The 22,531-nt window shown below is 73.8% G+C and carries 19 protein-coding genes; 10 read left to right on the top strand and 9 right to left on the bottom strand.

What is annotated here, in order from left to right; translation table 11 throughout:
- Window positions 1-79: 79 nt before the first annotated feature.
- Window positions 80-3,481 (bottom strand): CARDB domain-containing protein, encoded by a 3,402-nt coding sequence (locus ACFC2L_RS05730; RefSeq protein ID WP_375823328.1) that lies wholly within the window; start codon window positions 3,479-3,481, stop codon window positions 80-82.
- A 270-nt stretch (window positions 3,482-3,751) separates the two neighbouring features.
- Between ACFC2L_RS05730 and ACFC2L_RS05725 the strand changes: the two genes are divergently transcribed.
- Window positions 3,752-3,994 (top strand): hypothetical protein, encoded by a 243-nt coding sequence (locus tag ACFC2L_RS05725; RefSeq protein ID WP_375823327.1) that lies wholly within the window; start codon window positions 3,752-3,754, stop codon window positions 3,992-3,994.
- Between the two features lie 49 nt (window positions 3,995-4,043).
- Here ACFC2L_RS05725 and ACFC2L_RS05720 read toward each other — a convergent pair whose 3' ends face one another.
- Window positions 4,044-4,964, bottom strand: coding sequence for a LysR family transcriptional regulator (locus ACFC2L_RS05720; protein ID WP_375823326.1), 921 nt, complete (start codon window positions 4,962-4,964; stop codon window positions 4,044-4,046).
- Here ACFC2L_RS05720 and ACFC2L_RS05715 point away from each other — a divergent pair.
- Entirely contained in the window at window positions 4,963-5,508 is a 546-nt protein-coding gene (locus ACFC2L_RS05715) for a GNAT family N-acetyltransferase (RefSeq protein WP_375823325.1), read from the top strand. The genes ACFC2L_RS05720 and ACFC2L_RS05715 overlap by 2 nt on opposite strands.
- A gap of 23 nt (window positions 5,509-5,531) precedes the next feature.
- Here the strand turns inward: ACFC2L_RS05715 and ACFC2L_RS05710 are convergent, their stop codons facing one another.
- From ACFC2L_RS05710 to ACFC2L_RS05700, 3 genes are read right to left on the bottom strand one after another with little or no spacing between them, the layout of a single operon-like run.
- The gene (locus ACFC2L_RS05710; RefSeq protein ID WP_375823324.1) at window positions 5,532-6,773 is read right to left on the bottom strand and encodes an RNA polymerase sigma factor; all 1,242 of its coding nucleotides are present in this window, start codon (window positions 6,771-6,773) and stop codon (window positions 5,532-5,534) included.
- Window positions 6,770-7,093: a YciI family protein gene (locus ACFC2L_RS05705; protein ID WP_375823323.1), complete on the bottom strand. Its 324-nt coding sequence runs from the start codon at window positions 7,091-7,093 to the stop codon at window positions 6,770-6,772. The genes ACFC2L_RS05710 and ACFC2L_RS05705 overlap by 4 nt, the downstream gene beginning before the upstream one ends.
- Before the next feature lie 46 nt (window positions 7,094-7,139).
- Window positions 7,140-7,790 carry a dihydrofolate reductase family protein gene (locus ACFC2L_RS05700; protein WP_375823322.1) on the bottom strand — a complete coding sequence of 217 codons (651 nt, stop codon included), beginning with the start codon at window positions 7,788-7,790 and terminating at the stop codon, window positions 7,140-7,142.
- Window positions 7,791-8,024: 234 nt separating this feature from the next.
- On the opposite strand from ACFC2L_RS05700, the gene ACFC2L_RS05695 reads away from it, so the two are divergent.
- The gene (locus ACFC2L_RS05695; RefSeq protein ID WP_375823321.1) at window positions 8,025-8,423 is read left to right on the top strand and encodes a nuclear transport factor 2 family protein; all 399 of its coding nucleotides are present in this window, start codon (window positions 8,025-8,027) and stop codon (window positions 8,421-8,423) included.
- 215 nt (window positions 8,424-8,638) lie between these two features.
- On the opposite strand, the gene ACFC2L_RS05690 is transcribed toward ACFC2L_RS05695, so the two are convergent.
- The gene (locus ACFC2L_RS05690) at window positions 8,639-9,376 is read right to left on the bottom strand and encodes a cation transporter (RefSeq protein WP_375823320.1); all 738 of its coding nucleotides are present in this window, start codon (window positions 9,374-9,376) and stop codon (window positions 8,639-8,641) included.
- Complete coding sequence (locus ACFC2L_RS05685) at window positions 9,373-9,708, bottom strand: helix-turn-helix transcriptional regulator (protein WP_047230949.1); 336 nt, start codon at window positions 9,706-9,708, stop codon at window positions 9,373-9,375. The genes ACFC2L_RS05690 and ACFC2L_RS05685 overlap by 4 nt, the downstream gene beginning before the upstream one ends.
- 193 nt (window positions 9,709-9,901) lie before the next feature.
- Between ACFC2L_RS05685 and ACFC2L_RS05680 the strand changes: the two genes are divergently transcribed.
- The 3 genes from ACFC2L_RS05680 to ACFC2L_RS05670 all read left to right on the top strand — a co-directional run bounded on the left by ACFC2L_RS05680 (window position 9,902) and on the right by ACFC2L_RS05670 (window position 13,142).
- Window positions 9,902-10,315, top strand: coding sequence for an ArsR/SmtB family transcription factor (locus tag ACFC2L_RS05680; RefSeq protein WP_375823319.1), 414 nt, complete (start codon window positions 9,902-9,904; stop codon window positions 10,313-10,315).
- Entirely contained in the window at window positions 10,312-11,349 is a 1,038-nt protein-coding gene (locus ACFC2L_RS05675; protein ID WP_375823318.1) for a cation diffusion facilitator family transporter, read from the top strand. Before ACFC2L_RS05680 ends, ACFC2L_RS05675 begins: the two co-directional genes overlap by 4 nt.
- Before the next feature lie 128 nt (window positions 11,350-11,477).
- Window positions 11,478-13,142: an ATP-dependent DNA ligase gene (locus ACFC2L_RS05670; RefSeq protein WP_375823317.1), complete on the top strand. Its 1,665-nt coding sequence runs from the start codon at window positions 11,478-11,480 to the stop codon at window positions 13,140-13,142.
- Window positions 13,143-13,148: 6 nt separating this feature from the next.
- Here ACFC2L_RS05670 and ACFC2L_RS05665 read toward each other — a convergent pair whose 3' ends face one another.
- Window positions 13,149-13,769, bottom strand: a complete 621-nt coding sequence (locus ACFC2L_RS05665) for a hypothetical protein (protein WP_375823316.1) — start codon at window positions 13,767-13,769, stop codon at window positions 13,149-13,151.
- A gap of 288 nt (window positions 13,770-14,057) precedes the next feature.
- Entirely contained in the window at window positions 14,058-19,187 is a 5,130-nt protein-coding gene (locus tag ACFC2L_RS05660) for a glycoside hydrolase domain-containing protein (protein ID WP_375823315.1), read from the bottom strand.
- Between the two features lie 269 nt (window positions 19,188-19,456).
- Here ACFC2L_RS05660 and ACFC2L_RS05655 point away from each other — a divergent pair, with 269 nt between their 5' ends.
- The 4 genes from ACFC2L_RS05655 to ACFC2L_RS05640 all read left to right on the top strand — a co-directional run bounded on the left by ACFC2L_RS05655 (window position 19,457) and on the right by ACFC2L_RS05640 (window position 22,520).
- Window positions 19,457-20,353 (top strand): DUF4397 domain-containing protein, encoded by an 897-nt coding sequence (locus tag ACFC2L_RS05655; RefSeq protein WP_375823314.1) that lies wholly within the window; start codon window positions 19,457-19,459, stop codon window positions 20,351-20,353.
- Window positions 20,350-21,069, top strand: a complete 720-nt coding sequence (locus ACFC2L_RS05650; RefSeq protein WP_375823313.1) for a class F sortase — start codon at window positions 20,350-20,352, stop codon at window positions 21,067-21,069. Before ACFC2L_RS05655 ends, ACFC2L_RS05650 begins: the two co-directional genes overlap by 4 nt.
- 130 nt (window positions 21,070-21,199) lie before the next feature.
- Window positions 21,200-21,772, top strand: coding sequence for an RNA polymerase sigma factor (locus ACFC2L_RS05645; RefSeq protein ID WP_375823312.1), 573 nt, complete (start codon window positions 21,200-21,202; stop codon window positions 21,770-21,772).
- Window positions 21,756-22,520, top strand: a complete 765-nt coding sequence (locus ACFC2L_RS05640; protein ID WP_375823311.1) for an anti-sigma factor domain-containing protein — start codon at window positions 21,756-21,758, stop codon at window positions 22,518-22,520. Before ACFC2L_RS05645 ends, ACFC2L_RS05640 begins: the two co-directional genes overlap by 17 nt.
- Window positions 22,521-22,531: the final 11 nt, after the last annotated feature.

Raw genomic sequence — 22,531 nt, 5'->3', positions numbered from 1 at the left:
CGACCTTCCCCCGCGCCGGGAACGAGGTTGGTGTCGTTATCCGGCCGATAACGACACCAACCTCGTGTTCGGCGAGGCCTTACTGGCCCGTGAACGTGAACTGCGAGCCGGGCTCCTTGGCGACGTCGCCGTCACGCGAGTTCGTGACGGTCACGTTCGACAGGATCGCGTTGCCGCGGGCGCCGCCCATCGCGAGGATGCCGGAGCCGTTGTTGGACTGGTCGATCCGGACGTTCATGATCTTCACGTCCGGCATGTTCCCGCCACCGTTCTTGAACTGGATGCCGTCGTACGTGGAGTCGACGATGTCCGTGTCGCGGATGGTGACGCCGACGATGTCGTGCGTCTGCGGGAAGATCGTGATCGCGCCGAACTCCTGGTCCTCGTTCCAGAACGCCCCGCCGGTGCGGTAGAGCCCGTTGTTGGCGATGAGCGTCGTCCCCGAGAACGGCAGGGGGTCGTGGTCGGTCGCCAGCATGATGCCGGGGTAGTTCATGGTGTCGTAGACGAGGTTGTTCTCGATCGAGTTGTCGTAGCCGCCGTAGATCGCGATGCCGTTGGCGCGCCACGGGAGCTGGACGGTGTTGTTGCGGAACGTGTTGGAGTGGCCGATGTCGACGGCCCGGTCCTTCACGTACGGGTTGGCCCAGACGGCGAGCGCGTCGTCGCCGGTGTTGCGGAACGTCGAGTTCACGACGAGCGAGTTGCGCGTCCCGTTGCTGAAGTTGATGCCGTCCGCGTAGGTGTTGCGGATCCGCATGCCGGAGAAGACCAGCCCGTCGCCCGGGTTCCACAGCTCCGGGATGTTCGAGTAGTCGCGCCCGACCCAGACGCCGACGTTCGCGTGCTCGATCCACACGTTGGTGATCTTCGTGTTCTTGCCGAACCGGCCGTTGAGGCCGACGCCGCCCTCCTCCTGGGCGTTGTTGCCGCGGATCGTCCCGGAGCCGAAGATCGCGATGTCGGAGATCTGGGTGTTGTCGTCGATGTCGAACCCGAAGTTGCCCTCGTGCGGGTGGTTGATGACGCCCGGGGCCAGGTGCGGCGGGATGAGGCTGTAGAGCTGCGAGTGCCACATGCCCGCACCACGGATCGTCACGTCGCGGATGCCGACCTGGTTGTGCATGCCGCGGTCGAGCGGGTCGTCGGTGAGGATCTTCTTCTCCTGGCGCCACTGCCCCGCGGGGATCCAGACGCAGTCGATCTCCCCGTTCTGGTTCGCGGTGACGGCGGCCTGGATGGCGGCGGTGTCCTCGAGCCCGTCGTCCGGCACCGCGCCGTACTCGGTGATCGACGTGCACTGCGCAGGCTTGGCCAGCGGCGGCGCGACCTGCTCGAGCTCGACGAGGTCGATGACGTAGAACGCCGCGTCGTCGCCCGCGTCGCGCTGGAGCCGGAACACCGTCCCGGCCGGGAACGACCGCCCGAGCAGCGCGTGCGACTCGTCGAAGAGCCGGCGCGCGTCCCCGCCCGGGGTGTTGACCAGGCCCTCGGGCTGGTCGGTCGTGCCGTAGAGCCAGGCGTGCTTCGACGAGAGCGTCAGCTTCTGCACGAACTGGCCGTCCGCGTAGAGGCTGATCGTCTTCTCCTGGCCTCCGCCACCGGGGGCGTCGGGGATCGAGTTCCGCACGACGATCGAGTTCGTCGCGTTGGTGGAGGTGAACTGGACGTACTGGCCCGTGCTGGTCAGGCGCACGGACTCGCGGCCCGACGACTCGGTCGCGAAGTTCGTGTGGCCGAACGTGCGCAGCGCGTCGGTCTGGAGCAGCGTGCCGGTGTACTGACCGTCCTCGGCCTCGTACGTCGTGTACGGGACGGCGGCGCCGCGCCCGACGGTCACGGCGAGCGTGCCGGTGTTGTTGTCCTCGTTCGTCTCGGCGACCACGCCCGTGGCGTCGGCCGTCGCGGTCACGGTGACCCCACCGTTCGTCGCGGTCCACGAGCCGCTCGGCGTGACGGTGACGGTCGCGCCCGCGGGGACGGCGGGCGTCGTGCCGTTCAGCGTGGTGGACCCGGCGACGACGCGCGTCACGGACCCGGCCGCGACCGGCTGGTTGCCGCGGTTGCGCACCTGGACCGAGAACGTCACGACCGAGCCGACGGACGGGTTGGCCGGGTTCGAGGACACCGAGACGACCTCGAGGTCCGGTCCGGGCGCCTCGCCCACGACGAGCTTCGCCGGTGCCGTGAACGCGTTGTCCGTCTCGTCCTGCTCGACGACGGTGTTCGCCGGGTCGACGACGGCGCCGACCGTGTACTCGCCCGCGGGCCGCGTGCCCGCAGCGACCTGGACCTGCGCGCTCGCGCCGGGCTGGAGCGCGGCGACGGCGGCGGAGCCCGCGGTCGACCCGCCGAGCCTCCCGTCGAGCGTGGTGGCCGACGACGCGCGATCGCCCGTGTTCTTCACCGTCGCCGTGAGCGTCACGGGGGTCGTCGCCGTGGGCGACGCCGGGGACGCGGTCACCGCGGTGACGGTCAGGTTGGGGTTCGGCGCCGGGGCGCCGTAGACCTCGAGCTCCGCGACCTGACCGTTGCCCGCGCCCGTGTTGCCGGTGAAGCGCAGGCGCACGTCGGTCGCCGTCCCGGTCACGGGGACGTCGACGAGGTTGCCGCTGCCCGGCGCGAACGCGTAGCCGGCGGACGCCTTGAGCTCCTGCCAGGCGCCCGTGCCGGTGCGCCCCCACACGGAGAACGTCTGCGTGCGCGGGCCCCACGCGGCGTCGGGGTTGAGCCGGACGCGCACGCTGCTGAGCTGCGTGGGCGCGGCGAGCGCGACGTCGAGCGTCGACGGGTACTGCCCGCCCGCGCCCTCCCAGTACGTGGTCGCGCTCCCGTCGACCGCGTTCGCCGCGACGAACTGCCACTCCGTCGACGAGGCCGTCGCGGGGCGGCTCTTCGCGTAGTTGGTGCCGGTCGGGTCCGTCGGGTCCGTCGGGTCGGTCGGGTTCGTCGGGTCGGTGCCGCCCGTGGGTGTGCCCCACACCTGGAGCTCGGACACCTGGCCATTGCCCGCGCCGGTGTTGGCAGTGAAGGCGAGGCGCACCTCGTCGACCTCGGCGTCGAGCGGGATCTCGACCGTGTTGCCGCTCGCCGGGTCGAACCCGTACGCCGCCGACGCCTTGAGCGTGCGGAACGCCGTCTCGCCGTCGGAGCGGCCGAGCACGCTGAACGCCTGGGTGCGCGACGACCACACGGAGGGCGGGGGCAGGGTGACGACGACGCGGTCCACCTCGGCCTCCGCCCCGAGGTCGACGGTGAGGTGCGACGGGTACTGGTCGCCCGCGCCCTCCCAGTAGGAGCTCGCGTTCCCGTCGTTCGCGTTGCCCGCGACGTACGTCTCCGTCACCGACGACGCGGCGATCGGCTTGCCGAGCGCCAGGTTGGTGGCGTCCGCGGCGTGCGCCACGGCGACGACGCCGAGCGGCGCGACGAGCGCCACCGCGGCGCCTGCCACGACCGTGTGCTTCCAGGGGGTTCTCATGAACGTCCTCGTTCTCCCGCCGGGGCGGGCTCGTCCACCCGCGGGCAACGGTGCCCGACGGCGGGCGCGACCGTGCCGGCGCCGCGCCACCGTCACGGGTGGGTCGGGTCAGGGCTGGTTCAGGGTCGGGACCGGGCCCGAGGTCGGATCCGGTCAGCCGGGTGCCACGAACGACCCGTCAGGGATGGTCACCGGTCGGACCCGTGGCGGCATTCGAGAGTTGCAGCGTGTGCACTGCTTTGTGCTGAACTTCTGTCAACTTCTTGCGTCGTGCAGTACGGACGTTACGAGACGGACATCCGGGGCGTCAAGGGTGGGCGCGGAGCGAGTTCCCGGCGTGACGATGGACTGGACCGGGAACCCACGTACCCGCAGACCGCGCGGATCGAGGGCGGCTACACCGTGCTGGAGCTGCCCACGCGCGACGAGGCGCTCCGGTGGGCCGCGAAGATCGCCGTCGCCTGCCGGTGCCGACAGGAGGTGCGCGTGTTCCAGGACGACCCCGAGACCTGACGGCACCCCGGCGCGGCCGTGCGCACCGGCGCCGTCGATCCCCGTGCTGCTACCCGGTGGTGCGCGTGAGTCCGGCGGCCGCCACGGCCGCGTGCAGCGCCGCGCGTGCGGCGGCGACCTCCGGGTGCGTCCGGGAACCGCGACGGTAGGCCAGCGAGGTCCGACGACGGATGGCGAGCGGCGTGAGCACCACGCCGGCGGGAGGGCTCCCGGCCGCGAGGTCCGGCACGAGGGCGACCCCCTGCCCGGCCGCGACCAGCGCGAGGACCGCGCCGAAGTCGTCCGCGTGGTGACGGATCGCCGGAGCGTAGCCCGCGGCCTCGCAGGCCCTGACGGTCAGCGTGTGGCACAGGGTCCCGGGCGTGCCGGCGATCCAGGGCGCGGCGCGACGCTCGGCGAGCGGCCCGGCGTCCAGGGCGGCCAGGTGGACCGTCTCCTCCAGCAGCGGCTCCGTCTCGACGCCGGGCCCGACCGTGAGCGGGACGTGGTCGTACTCCTGGACCAGCGCGACGTCGACCGCGTCGCCGCGCAGCGCGGCGGGCACCGTGGCGGGGTCGAGCTCGGAGACCAGGAGCCGCAGCCCCGGGTGGTCGGAGCTCAGGCGCACGACGGCGGGCGTGAGCAGGGTCGGCACGGCCGTCGGGAAGACGCCGATGCGCAGCGTCCCGCGGAGCGTCGTGGCGGCCGAGGCGAGGTCGGCCTCGGCCTCACGCAGGACCTCGAGGATCCTCTCCGTGTGCCCGACGAGCGTCACCGCGGCCGCGGTGAGCCGCACCCGGCGGCCCGACCGCTCCAGGAGGGGCACCCCGGCGTCGCGCTCGAGCGCGGAGAGCTGCTGCGACACGGCCGAGGGAGTGTAGGCGAGCGCCTCGGCCACGGCGGCGATGGTCCCCCGGTGCGAGAGCTCACGGAGCAGCCGGAGCCTGCGGACGTTGCCCCCCGGGTCCGCACGCGTCGAGAGTGTCGGCATGCTGATCAGACGCGAGCGACCGTCCGACGTCCCGGCGATCCGGGCGGTCACCGCGGACGCCTTCTCCGCGGTCGAGCACGCCGCCCCGTCCGTCGAGCCGGACGGCGCGCCCGGCGAGGCCACCCTGGTCGGGTGGCTGCGCGAGGACGGCGGGTGGGTCCCGGAGCTGTCGCTGGTCGCCGAGACCGGGCGCCCCGATCCGCAGGTGGTCGGACACGTGGTCGCCACCCGTGGGCGGCTCGCGGACCGGCCTGCGCTCGGGCTCGGGCCCCTCAGCGTCCGTCGCGACCACCAGCAGCGCGGGGTCGCTTCCGCGCTGATGCACACGATCCTCGGTGCGGCGGACGCGCCGGGCGAGCCCGTCGTGGTGCTGCTCGGGGAGCCGGCCCTCTACTCCCGGTTCGGGTTCGTGCCCGCGAGCGCCCTGGGGATCGAGGCTCCCGAGCCGGCGTGGGGCGACTACTTCCAGGCACGCACCCTGAGCGCCTGGCGCGACGAGTACGCGGGCCGGTTCACCTACGCCGCCCCGTTCGACCGCCTGTGACGTGAGCAGCGGACCGGACGTCGCTACCCCAGCCCGTCGCGGCGACGGGCGAGGGCTGCCGACTCTGCGGCGTTGCCGGCGAGGTCGACGGCCCTGTCGTACGCCTCGCGAGACCGTCGACCGTCGCCGAGCCGACGAAGCAGGTCGGCACGTGTGGCGTGGTAGGCGTGATAGTCGGCGAGCTCGTCGTGAAGCCGTTCGACGGCTGCCAGTGCCACGTCGGGGCCGTCGAGCTCGGCGACCGCGACAGCCCGGTTGAGGGCGACGATCGGTGAGGGGTCGAGCCGACCCAGCTGGTCGTAGAGGGCGAGGATCTGTGACCAGTCGGTGTCGCGGGCGTCTCGGGCGTCGGTGTGGACGGCGCTGATCGCGGCGAGGATCTGGTAGCGCCCCGGGCGGGTCCCGCCGCGGGCGGCGGCGAGACGCTCACGCACCAGCTCGTGGCCCTCGGCGATCAGGGCCGCGTCCCACGTCCTGCGATCCTGCTCACCGAGAGAGATCAGCACCCCGTCGGCCGAGACCCGTGCCGGGCGGCGAGCGTCGGTGAGGAGCATCAACGCCAGCAGCCCGGTCACCTCGCCGTCCTCGGGCAGGAGGGTGCGGATCAGGCGTGCGAGCCGGATCGCCTCGTCGGTCAGATCCTGACGCACGGGATCAGCATGCGGCCCGGTCGCCAGGTAGCCCTCGTTGAAGATGAGGTAGAGGACGGCGAGAACGCCGGCGACGCGGACGGGTAGGTCCTCGGCAGCCGGCACGCGCCAGGGGATCCGCGCAGCCGTGATCTTGGCCTTCGCCCGGGTGATCCGCCGGCCCATCGTGGGCTCCGGGACGAGGAAGGCGCGGGCGATCTCGGGCATGGTCAGACCGCCGACCATCCGCAACGTGAGCGCCACCCGGGTCTCCATCGCCAGGGCCGGGTGGCAGCAGGTGAAGATCAGCCGGAGCCGGTCGTCGTCGATCACCCCGAGAGGCTCGGGCGGAGCGTCGCCGACCAGCATCAACGCCTCCCTGTGCTTGCCCTCGCGCTTGTTCTCGCGGCGGATGCGGTCGACGGCCCTGCGGTTCGCGGTGGTCGTGAGCCAGGCCCCGGGGCGAGGAGGCACGCCTCCCGACGGCCAGCTCGTGACGGCGGTCGCGAACGCGTCCGCGGCGGCCTCTTCCGCGATGTCGAGATCGCCGAACCGTCGGGTCAGGGAGGCGACCACCCGGGCCCATTCCTCTCGGTAGGCACGGACGATCGCTGCGTCGACGTCGAGGCCGGTCACGCGAACGGCCGCACTTCGACCTTTCGGTCGCAGATCTTCGACGCCTCGGCGGCGAGCCGTAGCGCCACGTCCAGGTCGGGCGCCTCCCACACCCAGACGCCCGCGAGGTACTCCTTCGACTCCACGTAGGGGCCGTCCGTGACGACCGCCCGCTCGCCCCGGTTGTCGACGACCGTGGCCGCGGCGGTCTCAGCGAGTCCCCCGGCGAACACCCAGTACCCCTCGGCCATCAGCCGCTCGTTGAACGCGCTGATCTCGGGCCGCCGGTCGGCAGCACCGGGCTCGGTCGAGTCGTCGATCACGGAGATCAGGTACCGCATGCGCACGCTCCCTCGTGTGTGTCCTGCAGATTCTGCGGCATGCCGCTCAGCCGTTCCGCACGACGCGACCGCGCGCGTCGGTCACGACGTGCTGCGGGCGGCCGGCCGGCCGGAAGACCTGGGTCGTCACGCCCTTGGTGTCCGTGCGCGACCAGACCAGGTCCAGCGACGTCTCCGGCCCGACGTCCGGGAACAGCCTCCTCCCCTGACCGAGGACTACCGGGACGGTGATCAGCGTCATCTCGTCGACCAGGTCGTTCTCCAGCAGGCAGCGCGTGAGCACGCCGCTGCCGTGCACCTGCAGCTCGCCTCCCGGTGTGGCCCTCAGCCCACGGACGGCGTCCACGACGTCGCCGGACAGGACGGTGACGTTCGACCACGTCGCCTCGGTGAGCGTCCTCGACGCCACGTACTTGCGTCGTCCGTGGAGCGCGCGGCTCACGGGCTCCCACCCGGGGACGTCGTGCTCCCCCAGGGTTCCCCACGAGTCGGCGAACACCTCGTAGGTCCGGCGACCGAGCAGGAACGCGTCGGCGCGCTGGTAGGTCTCGTTGATGAACCTGCGGGTCTCGTCGTCGCCCTTCCCCCGGGCCCACCCGCCCCGGTCGAACCCGCTCCTGCGGTCGTCCTCGGTCGTGTGACCGTTCCCCTGCATCACACCGTCGAGCGTGATCTGCGTCGTCGTCGTCAACTTCATGCCCGTGGCCCTTCGCCTGGCGCCGCCTCCGGTAGTGGGCAGCCTCACCACTTCGACGAACGCCACGGCCCGGATCCGACAGGTCCCGGCAGAGATCTCCGACGAGCGTCCGTGCCGAGACCGATGACAACGCGGCGGCGGTCCGGTCTCACCGGGCGTGACCTCGGTCGGCCGACAGCCACGCACAAGGGGGCCACGAGCGTGCCCAGAATCTCCCAGAGAAGGAAGGCCATCATGACGAAGCCCGTCGACGCGAGACTGACGACCAGCGAGGTCATCGACCGCTTCAACCGAGCGTTCCAAGAACGGGACGCCACGCTCCTCGTGGACATCATCGACCCTGACTGCGTCATGGAGAGCGTCCAGCCAGCGCCGGACGGTACCCGCGACGAGGGCTATGACGCGTCGTTCAGCTCGTGGAAGGCGCTCATCGACGACACGAGCAGCCATTTCGTGGTCGAGGACGTCCACACCGGTGACGAGTGGGCGATCGTCCGGTGGCGCTACGTGTGGGGCACCGGCACCGACGAGTCGGTGCGCGGCGTCAACGTCATGCGAGTCGTCGACGGCAAGATCGTCGAGGCCGCCGGCTACTCGAAGACCGCTCCGGTCGTCGCCGCCCTGGAGACGTGAGTCTCCCGGGCCCCGGGGCCTGCGGACCGGCCACGGCCGCGGCGCCTCTGTGCTTCGTCGAGCGCGTCGTTCCGCCGGCCGGTCATGGCCGAGCGAGGCGAGCGCGACGACGGCGACCCCCGCCGCGACGAGCCACAGCGGCACGCGGCGGCGCGCCGGTGCTCCCGAGGCGTTCACGTCGTGATCGTGGGGCCCCGCGGCACGGGCACGAACGCTCAGGGGTGCGACGTCGGCCCGTCATCCTGGGGTGCGCAGCACCCGTCGGCGCAGGTGTCTGCCTCGCCCTCGCCGACGAGCGCCGAGACGGGGGCGCAGCACGCGTCCCCGCGCCAGGCCTCGACACCCTCCTTCACCGCGACGGCCGCGATGACGAGCGCGGCGAGCGGGTCGGCCCAGGACCACCCGAGCGTCGCGTTGAGGACGAGCCCGACGAGCAGCACCGCGGACAGGTACGTGCACAGGAGCGTCTGCTTCGAGTCCGCGACGGCGGACGCCGACCCGAGCTCGCGGCCCGTGCGGCGCTCGAACCAGGACAGGAACGGCATGACGGCGAGGCTCACCGCGGCGAGCCAGATGCCCACGACGGAGTGCGCGGGCTCCGCCGCGCCGAGGAGCGACCGGACGGCGTCCACGGAGACGAAGACGGCGAGGCCGAAGAACGAGACGGCGATGACGCGCAGCGCGGACCGCTCGCGCCGGTGCGGGTCGGGCGCGGCGAACTGCCACGCGACCGCGGCGGCGGACAGCACCTCGACGAGCGAGTCGAGCCCGAACCCGACGAGCGCGGCCGAGGACGCGACGCGGCCGGCGGTGATCGCGACGACCGCCTCGACGACGTTCCACGAGATCGTCGCCGCGACGACCCACCGCACACGGCGCTCGAGCACGGCACGACGCGCGGCGGTCGGGGCGCCGGGACCGGGCGGCGTGCGGCCGATCGAGACGGAGGTCATGAGCACGTGCACCCGTCGGGGCCGCAGCACGTGGGGTCGACCTGGACGACGAGCCGCAGCAGGTCGTCGAGGGCCGGCGCCAGGTGGGGGTCGGCCAGGCGGTACCAGGTGCGACGGCCGTCCGGGATCGCCTCGACCAGACCGCACCCACGCAGGCAGGCGAGCTGGTTCGACATGACCTGGCGTGAGACGCCGAGCGCGTCGGCGAGGTCGGACGGGTAGGCCGGAGCCTCCCGCAGCGCGAGCAGGACGCGCGTGCGCGTCTCGTCCGACAGGGCGTGCCCCAGCCGCGCGAGCGCCGCGGTGTGGGTGAGCGTGACCGTCTCGACCATGAGCGCGACAGTACATGCTCCCCTGTATTCAGGAAACCCTGTACCGAGCACGACCACCTCTCCGCGGCCGCAGCCCCCGACCCACCCGGCGCCCGAGCCGCCGAACCCGGGGTTGCTCCTCAGGGCGCGGCGGCTGTGGGGAGCAACCCCCGGTTCGGCGCCGTGGTGGAGCTCGCTCCGTTAGTATCTGCGTATGCGTGAAGATACGAAGGGGTGCACCTTCGGGGTGGAGAGCCAGTACGTCGAGCTCGCGACGGAGGTGTTCTCGCTGCTCGCGGACGCGACGCGCGTCCGGATCGTCCTCGCCCTGCGTGACGCCGAGCTGCCGGTCAACGCGCTCGCGGAGATCGTCGGCAAGTCGCCGACGGCCGTGTCGCAGCACCTCGCCAAGCTGCGCTGGGGTCGCATCGTCCGCGCCCGCCAGGAGGGCAACCGTGTCTTCTACTCGCTCGTCGACGAGCACGCGCGCACGCTCGTGACCCAGGCCGTCTTCCAGGCGCAGCACGCCGTGGACGACCACCCCGCGCACCACGCCGACGACGCGCACGCGGTCGACGGGTCCTCCCCCGCCGCCGGGGCCGCCACGTCCACGGCGGCGGACCGATGAGCACGACCCGCCCGGCCGTCGTCGGTCACGACCACGACCACGACCACGACCACGACCACGACCACGACCACGACCACGACCACGACCATCCTCACCCGGGTGGGCTGCGCGGCTGGCTGCACGAGGTGTTCGTGCCGCACTCGCACGACGCGGCCGACTCGATCGACGACGAGCTCGTCGCGAGCGGGCAGGGCATCCGGGCGGTCAAGGTGTCGCTCGTGGTGCTCGGCGCGACGGCCCTGGCGCAGCTCGGCATCGTCGCGGTCAGCGGTTCGGTCGCGCTGCTCGCGGACACCGTCCACAACCTCTCCGACGCGCTCACGGCCGTGCCGCTGTGGATCGCGTTCGTGCTCGGCCGCCGCGCGGCGACGCGCCGGTACACCCACGGGTACGGCCGGGCCGAGGACCTCGCGGGCCTGTTCATCGTCGCGATGATCGCCCTCTCGGCGGTCGTCGCGGGCGTCGAGTCGGTGCGACGCCTCGCGGATCCGCAGCCTGTGGACAACCTCGGCTGGGTGATCGCCGCGGGGGTCGTCGGGTTCGCGGGCAACGAGGCGGTCGCCGTGTACCGCATCCGGGTGGGGCGCCGCATCGGCTCGGCGGCGCTCGTCGCGGACGGCGTGCACGCGCGCACCGACGGGATCACGTCCCTCGCGGTCGTGCTCGGCGCGCTGGGCGTCCTCGCGGGTCTCCCCCTCGCGGACCCGCTCGTCGGCCTGCTCATCACCGTCGCGATCCTCGTGCTCCTGTGGGGCACCGCGCGCGACGTCGGGCGCCGGCTCCTCGACGGCGTCGACCCGGACCTCACGGACCGCGCGCGCCACGCGCTCGACGGCGTGGACGGGCTGGAGGGCGTGGACGACGTCCGGCTGCGCTGGTCGGGGCACCGCCTCGCCGTCCAGGCGCGCGTCCTCGTGCCGCCGCAGACGCCGGTCGCCACCGCCGACCAGGTCACGGCCGCCGCCGACACGGCGCTGCGACGCGCACTGCCGTCGGTCGGGACGGTCGACGTCGTGGTGGCGCCCACTCGCTGACCGGCCACGCGCCGGGTGCCGCCGAACCCGGGGTTGCTCCCCACGGGACCTCGATCGTCGGGAGCGACCCCGGGTTCGGCGCCTGAGGGAGCGCGGGCGGGCGTGGGTGGTCGGCGTGAGGATGGAGCATGCTGCTCGCCGAGGTCGCCGCCACGTCCGACGCCGTCGCCGCCACCCGCTCGCGCCTCGCCAAGCGCGCGGCCATCGCGGACCTGCTGCGCCGCGTCGCCGCCGACGTCGGCACGGCCGGCACCGCCGGCAACGCCGACGGTACCGACGGCCGGAGCGCGCGCGACGAGGTGGAGATCGCCGTCGCGTACCTCGCGGGCGAGCTGCGGCAGCGGCGCACGGGACTCGGGTGGCGCTCGCTGCGCGACCTGCCCACCCCGGCCGAGGAGCCGAGCCTCACCCTGACCGCGGTCGACGCCGCGTTCGCCCGCATGGCCGACCTCTCCGGCCCTGGCTCGGCGACGGCCCGCCAGGCCGAGGCCGCGGCGCTGTTCGGTGCCGCGACGGCGCGCGAGCAGTCGCTCCTCGCGGGGCTCGTCTCGGGCGAGCTGCGGCAGGGCGCGCTCGACTCGGTCGTGGTCGACGCCGTCGCCGAGGCCGCCGGGGTGCCCGCCGACACGGTGCGCCGCGCGGTCATGCTCGCGGGCGCGACGGGGCCGGTCGCGCGTGCCGCGCTGACGGCCGGGAGCCCCGAGGCCGCGACCGAGGCCCTCGCGACGTTCCGGCTCACGGTGGGCCGTCCCGTGCGGCCGATGCTCGCGCAGTCCGCGCCCGACGTCGCCGCCGCGCTCGAGAAGCTCGGCGCGGGACCCGGTGGCGACGGCGAGGGCGACGCCGAGGGCGAGCACCCGCCGTCGGGCACCGCGGTGGCCGTGGACGTGAAGCTCGACGGGATCCGCATCCAGGTGCACCGCGACGGCGACGACGTGCGCGTCTTCACGCGCTCGCTCGACGACATCACCGAGCGCGTCCCGGAGATCGTCGCCGCGACGCGGTCCCTCCCGGCCCGGGCGCTCGTGCTCGACGGCGAGGCGCTCGTCGTCGGGCCCGACGGCGTCCCGCGCCCGTTCCAGGAGACCGCCGCCCGCTCCGCGACCCAGGGCGAGCGCAGCGCCGCCGAGGAGGCCGAGCTCGCGGCGTCGCTCGAGCTCTCGCCGTTCTTCTTCGACGTGTTGCACGTCGACGGCCGCGACCTGCTCGACGAGCCGCTGCGCGACCGGCTCGCGGTGCTCGACGACGTCGCGGGCCCCCACGCCGTGCGGCGCCTCGTCACCGACGACCCCGCCGACGCGGCCGCGTTCTTCGAGGGCGCCGTGGCCGAGGGTCAGGAGGGCGTCGTCGTGAAGTCGCTCGACACCCCCTATGCGGCCGGGCGGCGCGGCGCGGGGTGGGTCAAGGTCAAGCCGCGGCACACGCTCGACCTCGTCGTGCTCGCGGTCGAGCAGGGCTCGGGTCGCCGCCGCGGGTGGCTGTCGAACATCTGGCTCGGCGCGCGCGACCCCGACGGCGGGTTCGTCATGCTCGGCAAGACGTTCAAGGGCATGACGGACGAGATGCTGGAGTGGCAGACACGCCGCTTCCGGGAGCTGGAGACCTCCGACGACGGATACGTCGTGCACGTGCGACCCGAGCAGGTCGTCGAGATCGCGTTCGACGGACTCCAGCGGTCCACCCGCTACCCCGGCGGCCTCGCGCTCCGGTTCGCGCGCGTGCTCCGATACCGCGACGACAAGACCGCCACCGAGGCCGACACGATCGACGCGGTGTGGGCACTCGCGCGGTAGGCGCGGTCAGTCCGGACGGATCGGTCGGTCCGGATCGGCGAGCCGGACGGCGCCGTGCCGGTCGACGAACGCCCGGCCGCCGGACGCGTGGTCGTACACCTCGACGTCGTCCTCCGGGGTCACCGTGACGGTGAACATGTGCCGCTGGCCCCCCGGTGCCGGCGGGTACGGCCGGAGCGCATATGCACCTCTGTTCGCCCGCACCGTCTGCTCTGGCGTCAGGCGCGCCCACGAGAGGCGTTCGCGCAGCCAGGACGGCTGCGTCTCGACCGACCGCGGGAACCGTTCGAAGTCCCTCGCGTAGTCCTCGGGGCCCGGGGGCGGCAGGAACCACGGCTCGGTGTCGAAGTCGTACGACACGCCGACCTCGCCGTCGGCGCGCACCGTTAGCGAGATCGTGAACCAGGCGCCCAGGCCGGCCGGCGCGGTAGCGGACCGCAGTTTCGCGAGGGCCTCCTGGAAAGCCGGGGACGTCGGCTCCTGCGCGCGACCCGGTGGCCACCCGCCGACGAGCGACACGTGCGCCTGCGTCCGGTCGGCCACGACGGACGCGCGATACGACAGCTCGTCCCAATGCTCTGTCTGGGCCGCCGCCAGCTCCTGCACCAGCACCGTCACCAGACGCATCTGAGCGTCAGCAGCAGGCGACTCGTCGGCGGCGGGTCGTCGCGCGCCGCGCCCGCCGAACGGCCACCGTCCTCCGCGCGGGCTCACGGGCGACCCTCCCCGACCCGCACCGGAGCGAGCCCCGGCGTCCTGACCTCGACGACCGTCATCGCACGCCTCCCCGTCGCCTGGCCCCGGACCGGGACCGACCTCCGCGCATTCTGCCGCACGCCAGGACCCGCCCGTCCGCGGAGACGCGCGTGCCCGCGTCACGGCACGAGGCCGTGACGCGGGCACGTCGGGCGCGGGTCAGCAGGTCGGGATCGTGACCGTCTGCTCGACCGTCTGCTCGCCGTCCGGGCCGGTGGCGGTCACGGTGACCACGAGGTCACCGGTCGCGCCGCGCGCGGCGAACGACTGGTAGGCGTTCGCCCCGGGCGCGACGTCCGAGAACGTCTTGGCCCCGAGCGCCGAGGCGAGCTCGACGTCCACCGCGGCGTCGGAGACGTTCACCGCGCGGACCGCGATGTACGGCTTCCCGGCGAGGCAGCGCGGGCTGAGCGTGACCTCGACGAGCTCGACGTCGGCCGGCTCCTCCAGGGCGTCGATCGCGCCCTGGAGCGCGAGGCGTGCGTCGCGCAGCGCCGCGTCCGACGCCGCGGCGTCGTCCCGGGTCTCGGTCGCCGCGGCGAGCGCCGTGCGGAACGCCTGCCACGACTCGGGGCTGTACCCCTCGTCGGTCAGGGCCTCCGCGCTCGTCACGAGGTTCTCGAGCCGACGACGCTCGGCCGGCACGAGCTGGTCGGTCGCCAGCCCGAGACGGCGCGCCCGCTCGTCGACCTGCGCCTGGGCGGCACCGGCGTCGGCGAGCAACGACCGCGCTGCGGCGAGCTCGCGCGAGAAGACACCCGCGTCGATGCGGCCGTACCGCTCGATCTCCGCCTCGAACGCCTCGGCGCCCTCGATCGACGCCGCGAGCGCGGCCGTGTCGGTCGGCGGGACCTCGACCTCGTAGGCGTCGGTGAAGAACCGCATGCTGTCGAGGTTCGCGACGTACGGGTGGTCGGCGTACGCCTCGGTGGACAGGCGCACCCATACCTGGTGCGTGCCGCGCACCGTGCTCGGCAGGTCGACGACGGCCGTGCCGTCCGTCGTCCAGCTCGACCCGGTGTTGGCCAGCGGGACGGTGACGAACGGCTCGCCCGGGTTCGCCGGGTCGAACGCGTCGAGGTACACCGACAGCGCGGAGTTGCGCCCCGACCGGTTGGAGTTGTGCACGTAGTGCACGGAGAGCTGGTCGAGCGCGGCGGAGCCGAGGTCGATCTCGCCGTACGCGAGCCAGTCGCCGTCCGCGGTCCCGCCGACGTTCGTCACCGGCCCGCTCGTCCAGGTCGAGCTCTCGTTCTTGAGCCCGCGGCCCGAGTTCGAGGTCCAGGCCTCGGACTCGACGACGACCGACGTCGGGCCGCCCGGCGCGAACGTCAGGCTGTCGAGGTTCGCGACGTACGGGTGGTCGGCGTACGCCTCGGTCGTCAGGCGCACGAACACCTCGTGCGTCCCCTGCACCGTCTCCGGCAGGACGACGGTCGCCGTCCCGTCGGCGGTCCAGCTCGACCCGGTGGTCGGCAGCGGCACGGTGACGAACGGCTCGCCCGGGTTCTCCGGGTCGAACGCGTCGAGGTACACCGACAGCGCCGAGCTGTTCCCGGACCGGTTCGAGTTGTGCACGTAGTGGACCGACAGCTCGCCGAGCGGGAGCTCACCGAGGTCGACCTCGCCGTAGGCGATCCAGTCGCCGTCCGCGGTCCCGCCGACGTTCGTCACCGGCCCGCTCGTCCACGTCGAGGACTCCTTCTTGAGCCCGCGACCGGAGTTCGCGGTCCAGTCCTCGGCCTCGATCGTCACCGTCGGCGACTCGCCCGGCTGGCCCGGGGCCGCCGGGTCCTCGGTGCTGAACCGGAACCAGTCGAAGTTGCCGACCCAGCTCCGGCCCGACGGCGCGAGCAGCTCGAACGTGACGGCCTTCGCGTCGACGAGCGCCTGCACGTCGCCGAGCTCCGCCGTCACCTCGGTGTACTTGCCCCAGCCGCTCGTGCCCTTCAGGTCCACGGTCGCGACCACGGGGCCGTCGACCTCCCCCGCGTGCACGCGCACGGTGCTCGGCGTGTCCGTCGGGGCGAAGTTCGTGTCGTACCGGACCGTGAGGAAGCGCGGCGGGGTGTCCCCGGCGGCCGTCTCGAAGGTCATGTCGCGGTACTGCACCCACGACCCGGAGCGCACGCCGCCGAGGTTGCCGGACGAGCTGTTCGCCTCGTTCTTCAGCTCCCCGCCCGACCACGCCTCGGACTGCTCGGCCTCGAGCGTGCGGTAGCCGCCGCCCGTGAGGTCGAGCGCGTCGATCGCCGCGCCCAGCCGGTCGGCGGCGAACCGCAGCGCGATGCTCGTCGCGGCCTCGTCCGCGAGGGCGTCCTGCGCCTGGGTCAGCGCGGTGGAGAACCGGTCGAACGTCACCGAGGAGTAGTTCCCGTGCCGCACGAGCACGGCGTCGTCGACGAGACCGGCGAGCGCGTCGCGCTCGGCGGACGCGGCGGACAGGCGCAGCGGGGAGAGCACGGAGACGCCCTGGCCGCGGAGCGACGACGCGGCGACGCCGTCGGCGAGCGCGCCGTCGCCCAGGTGGACGTAGAAGCGCGCGTCGGCAGACGCCGTCCCGGTCAGGGAGACGGTGAGCGCGGTCGGTGACGTGACCGTCACGGCCGCCGTGACGCCGTCGGGCAGCCCGACGACGCTCGCCGCCCCGCTCGCGACGAGGTCCGTGCCGACGGACGCGGCGAACCGCGCGCCGTCGAGCGTGAGCGTCACGGTCGCGTCGAGCGCGCCGCCGTCGCCGGTCTGCACGGTCGTCGGGTCGGCGCTGACGCGCGGCCCCTCGGCGGGCTCGTCGGAGGCGGTGCTCATCGAGAACGCGGGCTCGGTGTCCGTGCCCCAGTCGCTCGGCTGCTCGCCCATGCGGAACGCGAGGTCCGCGCCACCGATGACGGTCGCGTAGTCGACCCACGTGTTGCCGAACGGTGCGCCGTCGAGCGTCGCGGACTGGACGTAGAACGCGTCCTCGGAGACGCCGTCGGCCGTCACCGTGAAGGCGCTGCCGTCGTCGTACGTGATGGTCGTGGAGTCGAAGAACGGCGACCCGATCTGGAACTCGTCCGACCCGGCGGTCACCGGGAACAGGCCGACCGCCGCGGCGACGAACATCGTCGACATCGTGCCGGCGTCGTTGTCCATCGTGGGGAGCATGCCGCGCGGGTCGAGCTGGTAGACCTTCGTCTTCACGGGCGGCGTGAACTCGCCGCCGCCGCTCGGGACCGCGCTGGAGGAGCCGGTCGCGATGTACCGGTTCCAGGTCTCCTTCGTGTAGATCGCGCGCGCCCACTTCTGGGTGAGGCTCGGCTCGCCCGTGTAGTTGAACAGGTACGGCGCCTGCAGGTCGATCTCGTTGGCGTTCGAGTGGAGCATGGCCTTGCCGTCGTCCGGCGCGTGCTCGCCGAACATGTGGCGCATCGCGAGGCGGGCCGCCTCGGGGCCGCCCATCGCCTCGATCAGCGCGTCCATGTCGTACGCGTCGTACCAGTGGTACTGCCAGAGCGTGCCCTGGTAGAGGCTCGCGGCCTCGAACTTCGCGTAGTCCGCGGTCTGCCACGAGCCGTCGGCGGCGCGCGGCGTGAGCAGGCCGACCTGCGTGCCGTCGGCCGCGGTCCACGCGCCCGGCTTGGTGAGCTTCTCGATGGGCCACGACGCCTGCTCGCGCATCGACTGCGCCTCGTCCGTCAGGCCGAGCTCGTCCGCGATCACGGAGAGGCCGTACTGGTCGTAGCCGCGCTGGACCGACGCGCCGGGGTTGCCCGCCACGTAGCCGCGCTGGAGCTCGTCCGCGCTGTACTGCCCGGCGAGCCGCTTGAGCGCCGGGTATGCCTCGTCGAGGCGGTCGAACCCGTCGAAGCCCTTGGCGATCGCGTCGGCGACCACGACGGACGACCGCTCCCAGCGGACGGTCGGGACCGAGTGCACGAACCCGCCGAGGCCGCTGCCCGTGCCGGTCGCCTCGGCGTCCGCGAAGAGGTAGACGAGCGACTGCACCATGTCGCGGTACAGCGCCGGGTCGATGTAGGCGATGACGGAGAACTTGCGGAAGTCGTCCCACGTGGCCCACGAGTCGTAGTACGTGAAGCCCTGCGCCGCGTGCACCGCGCCGTCGACGCCGCGGTACGTGCCCGACGTGCTCGTCGCGTTCATCGGCATGGCGAACATGCGGTAGAGGTGCGTGTAGAAGAGCTGCTGGAGCTCGCCCGTCGGGTCCGTCGCCGTCGAGGCGTCGATCGCGACCCGCCCGAGCGTCGCGTTCCACTCGGCCCGCGTGCGGTCACGGATCGCGTCGAAGGACAGCTCCCCGAGCTCGACCTGCTGGTCGATCCGCGCCTGCTCGACGCTCACCGGCGACAGCGTGACCTGCAGGCCGACGTCCCCCGCGTCGGCCGGGTCGAACGTGAGGACCGCGCCGGTGTCGACGCCGTCCTGGGCCGTGGCGTCGACGAGCTTGTCGTCGTCGCCCCAGGTCTGCACCGTCGCGGGCTGGAGCGTGCGCGCGGTGTAGTACAGCGTGTACGCGGCGTTGTAGAAGTAGCCCGTGACCTGCCCGGACAGCTCCACGGTGCCGTCCGCGCGCGTCTCGACCTGCACCGAGGACGACCGGCGGCTCGTGTTGTTCGTCTCCAGGTCGACGACGAGGCTCGGCGTCGAGCCCTCGGGGAACGCGTAGCGGTGCACGCCCGAGCGCGTGGTCGCGGCGACCTCGGCCTCGATGGTGCCCGGCGCGGCCGCGATGGCGCCGTCCTTGCCCGCGGTGTTGCCGAGCCCGACGGAGTAGAAGCCCGGGCCGGCCTGCTCGTCGTCGTGCGAGAAGGTGTGCGCGTAGGTGCCCGTGCCCGGCCGCGCGGTGTACGACCCGGAGGTCGGGACCACGAGGATGTCACCGCCGCCGCCGGAGCCCCCCACCCCGTCGAGGTTGGTGTGCGTGAAGCCCGAGATCTTCGACTGCGCGTAGTCGTAGCCGGTGTTGTTGCGGCCCGGGGTCGTGCGCGGGTTCACCTTGGCGAGGCCGTTCGGTGCCTGCGCGGCGGGCATGTCGTTGCCGAAGTCGCCCTCGGTGCCGACGAACACGTCGACGAGCGATGCGAGGTCGCTCTCGGCGGAGGGCGCCGCGGGGGCTGCGACCGCGGCGGCGGGCGGCAGGACGCCGACCGCGAGGGCCGCGGCGAGCGCCCCGGCGAGGGCTCCGCCGAGCCGGCTGCGGCGGCCTCGTCGGGGGTGGGGGTCGGACGTCGGGCTGGCCCCGCGTCGTCCGACAGCGCTGTCAAGACGCGCGGCAGATGGTCTGGCCACGAAAGCTCTCCTTGGGGGGTCGTGCCGAGGCTGCTCCGCCTCGCCGCGCCCACGGTACGTGCCGGACCGGGCCGCCTCAAGACCCCGTCCGCGAAGTTCACCTGCCCGACGGGCGCGGTTCCCTGCCCCGACACCGGTCTGCCGAGCGCCCGCGGCCGTCCGAGAACTCGTGCCGAGACGCTGCATCCGCGCGGGCCTCCCCGCCGGAAGAGGGGGTGTCAACAGCCCGAGCGCCCGGTCCCGACCGGGCCCCGCAACCGGAGGACACCATGCACCGCACCGCACGACGCAGCGCCGCGCTCGCAGGCGCAGCCACCCTCGTCACCACCCTCGCCGGGGTGGGAGCTCTCGCGCTCCCGGCCCACGCCGCCACCGCCGACGGCGCCTCCCTCTCCGTCCTCCACGGCGTGCCCGACACCCCCGTCGACGTCTGGGTGAACGACGAGCTCACGCTCGACGACTTCCAGCCGGGCGACCTCGCCGGCCCGCTCGACCTCCCGGCCGGGTCCTACAGCGTCGCGATCACCGCGCCGGACGCGACCGACACGAGCTCCCCGGTCATCGGCCCGGTCGACCTCGAGCTCGCGGCCGGGACGAGCTACACCGCCGTCGCGCACCTCGACGCGGGTGGCGATCCGACCGCGACGCTCTTCACCAACTCGACCGAGCCGACGGCGGCCGGCCAGGGCCGCCTGACCGTGCGCCACGTCGCGGCGGCGCCCGCGGTCGACGTGCTCGCGGGCGGCACCGCGGTCGTCACGGGGCTCGAGAACCCGAAGGAGGCCGTGCTCGACCTGCCGGCCGGCACGGTGTCGGCGTCGATCGCCGCCGCGGGCACGACGGACCCGGTGCTCGGGCCGGCCGACCTCACGGTCGCCGAGGGCGTCAACACGATCGCCTACGCGTGGGGCAGCCTCGAGGCGGGCAACCTCGCGCTCGCCACGCAGACGGTCGAGGGGCTCCACTCGTCGCCGTCCGGCGTGCCCGCGGGCCTCTCCGGCCTCGCGGCCGAGGCACCGAGCAGCACCGCCACGGGCATCGTGATCGCGTTCGGCGCGTCCCTGTTCGGGCTGCTGCTCGTCGCGGCGGTCGTCATGCTCGCGCGCGCATGGCGCGAGCAGCACGCGCACGCCACGCACCCCGTCCGGAGCGACCGGGACGCATGACGCAGCGCACGAACCCCGGTCCCGTGCGCCCCGCCCGGGGTGCGCGGGACCGGCTCCTGACCCTCCTGGGGGCGGTGCTCGTCACCGCAGCGGTCGTCGGCGGATGTTCCCCGCCGTCCGCCGACGAGCCGGCCGACGGACTCCTCGGACCGACGGCCGACACCCCGCCCGTCCCGGCCCCCGGCCGGGGCGGGGCGGGGACCGCAGGCCCGTCCGGGCCCACCCGGGACGTGCCCGTCCGACCAGCCCAGGACGTGCCCGACCCCGCGCCGCCCGCGCCCACGCGCGTCGTCGTCGCCGACCTCGACGTCGACCTCCCCGTCGAGCCGGCGGGCGTCGACCCCGAGGGCCGGATGGCCCTGCCGGGCAGCGGGGACGTCGCCGCGTGGTACCGGTTCGGCCCGGCACCCGCGAGCCCCGCCGGCACGACGGTCGTCGCGGCCCACGTGGACGACCCCGACGGCGTCGGGCCGTTCGCCCGGCTCGCGGAGATCACGACGGGAGCGCGCGTCGACGTCGTCGACGCGACGGGCGCCTCGTACACCTACACAGTGACGGACGTGCGGAGCGTCCCCAAGCCCGACGTCCCGCTCGACGAGCTCTTCGACCGCACGGGCGAGCGCCGCCTCGTGCTCGTGACGTGCGGGGGCGCGTGGGACCGCAACCGGCGCTCGTACTCGGACAACGTCGTCGTGACGGCGACGCCCGTCCGGTGACGCCCCTCGTCGGCAGGCGCCCGCGGGGCGCCCCGCGAGCGTACGACCGCCCCGGCGCTACGATCGCTGCTACCCGCTCGCCGCTGCCGCCCGCGCGGTCGGCGCCGACCCTCGAGGACCCGCCCTGAACGTGACCGAGACCGGGACGCCCGACCCGGACCTGTGGCGACTCGGCCGCGCGTTCGCGGACGGCGACGAGGGCGCCCTCGCGGAGGCCTACCGGCGGTGGTCCGCGCTCGTGCACACCCTGGCCCTGCGGTCGCTCGGCACGCGCGCCGACGCGGAGGACGTGACGCAGCAGGTGTTCGTCGCGGCCTGGCGCGGCCGGTCGCGGTTCGACCCCGACCGCGCGCGGCTGCCCGCGTGGCTCGTCGGGATCACGCGGCACACCGTCGCCGACGCGCACGAGGCCCGCGCCCGGGTGCGACGGTCCGAGCAGGCGGCCGCGACGGAGCCGCGGCCCGCCGTGGACGAGGACGCCGACGTCGGACGCGTCGCCGACCGCGTGCTCCTCTCCGACGAGCTGCGGCGGCTCGGCGATCCCGGCCGGACGATCCTCGAGCTCGCGTTCTTCCGCGACCTGACGCACGTGCAGATCGCCGAGGAGCTCGGCCTCCCGCTGGGTACGGTCAAGAGCCACGTACGACGGAGCCTGATCCGGCTGCGCGACCGATTGGAGGTGGACGGTGCAGCACATCGATGACGAGACCCTCGCGCTCCTCGCGCTCGGCGAGGACGTGCTCGACGACGACGCGCGCGCGCACCTCGCCTCCTGCGCGGAGTGCGCCGACGCCGCCGCCCGGCTCGCGCGCGTGGCCGACGCGTTCGACGGCGCCGACGCGCCCGACGAGCTCGTCGAGCCGCCCCCGGCGGTGTGGTCCGCGATCCGTGCCGAGCTCGACCTGCCTACGGCGAGCACGGACCTCGACGAGCCCGCCGCCGTCACCCCGTCCCGTGCCGACGCGCCGGACGGCGAGCGCGCGGGGGCCGTCGTCGTGCCGCTCGCACCGCGTCGCCGACGGGTCTGGGTACCGGTCGCGGCGGCCTCGGCCGCGCTCCTCGTGGGCGTCGCGGGCGGCGTCCTGTGGGAGCGGCGCGAGGCCGAGCCGCCCGAGACGACGGTGGCCAGCGCGACGCTCGACCCGCTGCCCGACTGGGAGGACGCGAGCGGCGACGCGCGTGTCGAGGAGCAGCCCGACGGGCGGCGCCAGGTCGTCGTGACGGTCGATGCGCCGGTGCCCGAGGGCACGTATCGCGAGGTGTGGCTCCTCGCCGAGGACCTCAGCGGCCTCGTGAGCCTCGGCGTGCTCGACGGCGCGGAGGGCCGGTTCGACCTGCCCGACGGCCTGGACCTCACGCAGTTCCCCGTCGTCGACGTCTCGGAGGAGCACTTCGACGGCGACCCCGCGCACTCGGGCGACTCCGTCGTGCGGGGACCGCTCGACGTCTAGCCTCGCGCCCG

It is taken from the genome of Cellulosimicrobium sp. NPDC055967, from assembly GCF_042269845.1.
Lineage (GTDB): Bacteria > Actinomycetota > Actinomycetes > Actinomycetales > Cellulomonadaceae > Cellulosimicrobium.
The sequence above is the reverse complement of the archived record's forward strand: the minus strand, read 5'-3'. Positions and strand labels throughout refer to the sequence as shown.